Raw genomic sequence first — 3,606 nt, forward strand, 5'->3', positions numbered from 1 at the left:
GCACGATGGCGCCGAAATCGAGTGAACCATCGCCCGGCACGGTGAAGGCGCCGAGCGCCACGGCGTCGAGGAAGGATTGCTTCGAGCGATCGAGCCTGTCGATCACCTCCATGCGAACGTCCTTCACATGCACATGGCTGATGCGGGTGTGATGGTTGTCGATTGCACGCAGCACGTCGCCGCCGGCAAAGGCCAGATGTCCGGCATCGAGCAGCAGCGGAATGCCGGCTCCGGAATAGCGCATGAAGGCATCGAGTTCCGGCTCGGTCTCGACCACCGCCGCCATGTGGTGATGATAGGACAGCGGCATGCCCTGTTCGGCGCACCATTCGCCAAATTCGGTCAGGCGCTTCGCATAGACCTTCATCTCGTCATCCGACAGCTTCGGCTTGGTGGCGAGCGGCTTGGAGCGGTCCCCCTGGATCGAGCGGCCGACTTCGCCATAAACGATGCAAGGCGCATTCACCGCCTTGAACAGGTCGATCATCGGCTGGATGCGATCCTTGTTGTCGGCCATCTCCCCATCGACCAGCGTGCCGGAGAACCAGCCGCCGCACAGCGTGACGTCGGCGGCCTTCAGGATCGGCAGCATGATTTCGGGGTCATTGGGAAAACGCCGGCCCATCTCCATGCCGGTGAAGCCGGCCGAGCGCGACTGGCGCAGGCATTCTTCCAGCGACACATCATCGCTGAGTTCCGCAAGATCGTCGTTCCACCACGCAATTGGGGACATGCCCAGTTTGGCTTTCAAGTCGTCACTCCGGTTTAGAACAGTTATCCTTTGGTTGCCGCCGCCCCTCATCCGCCTGCCGGCACCTTCTCCCCGTATAGTGACGGGGAGAAGGGGTCTAGCCGCGACCTCGGCGTCTTTCTTGCGACGGCGGTGATTGGCGAAACCGGTGATGACAGCGTCCCTCTCCCCGTCCCTATACGGGGAGAGGATGCCGGCAGGCAGGTGAGGGGCAGCGCCGACCTCAATCACCCACACTCTGCATCTTCCGCTTTTCGTCATACGCCTTGCGCGCCGCGTTGACCTGCGGCCGTGCCGACACTTCCGGCACCGCCACGTCCCACCAATGGCCGCCGGCATCCGTGGAAACCAGCGGGTCGGTGTCGATGACGAGCACCGTTGTGCGCGTATTCTTCCTGGCTTGTGCCAGCGCGTTTTCCAGCCCGGCGATCGACGGCACTTTCTCGGCGATCGCCCCCATGCTCGCCGCATGCGCGGCAAAGTCGATGTCGGGCAGGACCTCGTGGCGCGAGTCCTTCAGCAGATTGTTGAAGTTGGCGCCGCCGGTCGCCATCTGCAGCCGGTTGATGCAGCCATAGCCGCGGTTGTCGAGCAGCACGATTGTGAGCTTCAGCCCGAGCATCACCGAGGTGGCGATCTCCGAATTCAGCATCAAATAGGAGCCGTCGCCGATCATGACGACGATCTCCTCGCCGGGCTTCGCCATCTTGGCTCCGAGCCCGCCGGCGATCTCGTAGCCCATGGTCGAGAAGCCATATTCGCCATGATACGATCCGGGCGCGCCCGCCTGCCAAAGTTTGTGCAATTCGCCCGGCAACCCGCCGGAGGCATTCAGCAGCGTCACACCGGAGCCCATGGCGCGCTGCACGGCGCCGATCACCTGCGCGTCGGACGGGTAGGCGGCATTGGTCGACGCGGTCACCTTGGCCGCCTCGGCCTGCCAGGCCTTCTTGCCGGTGGCCGCATTGGCGGTCCAGCTTGCCGGCGCCTTCCAGCCTTTCAGATCCGCGCCGAGTTCCGCCAGGCCCTCGGCCGCATCGGCGACCAGTGGCAGCGCCCGGTGCTTGCCGGCGTCGAAGGGCTGCACGTTGAGCCCGATGATGGTCTTGCCGGAATTCTTGAACAGCGCCCACGAGCCGGTGGTGAAGTCCTGCAGGCGCGTGCCGATGGCCAGCACGACATCGGCTTCCTCAGCCAGCCGATTGGCGGCAGAAGTGCCGGTGACGCCGACCGCCGCCATGTTGAGCGGATGATCGTCCGGCAACGAGGATTTGCCGCCTTGCGTCTCGCAGACCGGGATGCCGGCGCTCTCGGCGAATTTCGCCAGTTCGTCCGACGCCTGCGAATAGAGGACACCGCCGCCGGCGATCACCAGCGGCTTTTTTGCGCCCTTCAGCGCCGCTACCGCAGCGGCAAGCTCATGGCGATCCGGGCGCGGCCGGCGCTGGTGCCAGACCCTCTCGGCAAAGAAACTCTCGGGGTAGTCGTAGGCCTCGGCCTGCACGTCCTGGCACAGAGACAGCGTCACCGGGCCGCATTCGGCCGGATCGGTCAGCACAGCCATGGCGCGGCTGAGCGCCGGGATGATCTGCTCCGGCCGGGTGATGCGGTCGAAATAGCGTGAAACCGGACGGAAGCAGTCATTGACCGTCGCCGTGCCGTCGGAGAAATCCTCGGCCTGCTGCAGCACCGGGTCTGGGATGCGGTTGGCGAAGACGTCGCCCGGCAAAAACAGGACGGGCAACCTGTTTACATGGGCGAGCGCCGCCGCCGTCACCATGTTGAGCGCGCCGGGGCCGATCGAAGAGGTCGCGGCCATGAAGCGGCGGCGGAAATTGGCCTTGGCGTAGGCAATCGCCGCATGCGCCATCGCCTGTTCATTGTGGGCGCGGAAGGTCGGCAGTTCGTCGCGCAGCTGATAAAGCGCCTCGCCGATGCCAGCGACATTGCCGTGGCCGAAGATCGCCCAGACGCCGCCGAAGATCGGGACTTTGCTCCCGTCGATCTCGGTCATCTGGCGGCTGAGGAAGCGGGTCAGCGCCTGCGCCATCGTCAGGCGGATTGTCTTGCTCATGGTGTTTTCCTCCGCAGTCCTATTCCGCGCCTTCTTATGCCGCCTTGCGGCCGCGCGCGGCAAGCCACGCATCCGTCAACTGTTCGAAGCGCTGCGCCATATCGGCGATCGCCTCGTCATCCGACATCTTGCCGGCCAGCCATTGCTCGGCCGCATGGACGAAGATGGTGCGGCCGACGGCAAAGCCCTTGACGATCGGCGCCTTGGCGGTGGCGGCGAACGCCGCTTCCAGCTCGTCCTGCGGCGCTTCCAGGCCCAGCAGCACGACGCCGCGGCACCAGGGGTCGTGCTTCAGGATGACGGCCTCGATCTTCGCCCAGGCGCCGCTCGACGCCTGCGGCTCGAGCTTCCACCAGTCCGGCTTGATGCCGAGCGCATAGAGTTCCTCCAACGCGCGCGGGATCGTCGTGTCGTCGAGCTTGCCATGTTTGCCGGCAATGATCTCGATGAGAAGTTCCCTGCCGACCTTCCGCGCGCCTTCGAACAGGGCGCGCAACTTCTGCTGCTGTTCTTCCTTCAGCGCCGCCGGATCGTCGGGGTGATAGAAACACAGGCATTTGATGCAGTGGTCGACCGGCCATTCGACAAGCTGCGAGCCGATGTCCTGCGAGAATTCGAAGCGCAGCGGCCGCGAGCCCGGCAACTCCACCGGCCGCCCGAGCCAGGCGAAGGAATGCCTGGCGAATTCGAACATTGCCTTGCGGCCGTGTTTCTCGTCGATCAGCATGCCGTAGCCGTCGCGGCCGGCGGCGACCTTCGCAGCGGCCTTGACCGCCAGCAC

3 protein-coding genes are annotated in these 3,606 nt (G+C 65.0%); all 3 read right to left on the bottom strand.

Annotated elements, in window-relative coordinates; translation table 11 throughout:
- Positions 1-751 (bottom strand): myo-inosose-2 dehydratase (gene iolE, locus EN750_RS23830; RefSeq protein WP_127397830.1); only part of this gene is annotated, 751 nt, incomplete at its 3' end.
- 223 nt (positions 752-974) lie between these two features.
- Positions 975-2,825 (bottom strand): 3D-(3,5/4)-trihydroxycyclohexane-1,2-dione acylhydrolase (decyclizing), encoded by a 1,851-nt coding sequence (gene iolD, locus EN750_RS23835; RefSeq protein WP_127397831.1) that lies wholly within the window; start codon positions 2,823-2,825, stop codon positions 975-977.
- Between the two features lie 34 nt (positions 2,826-2,859).
- The coding region (locus EN750_RS23840) for a DUF2090 domain-containing protein (protein ID WP_127397832.1) at positions 2,860-3,606 on the bottom strand (747 nt) is incomplete at its 5' end.

This window comes from Mesorhizobium sp. M7A.F.Ca.ET.027.03.2.1 (assembly GCF_003999175.1).
GTDB lineage: Bacteria > Pseudomonadota > Alphaproteobacteria > Rhizobiales > Rhizobiaceae > Mesorhizobium.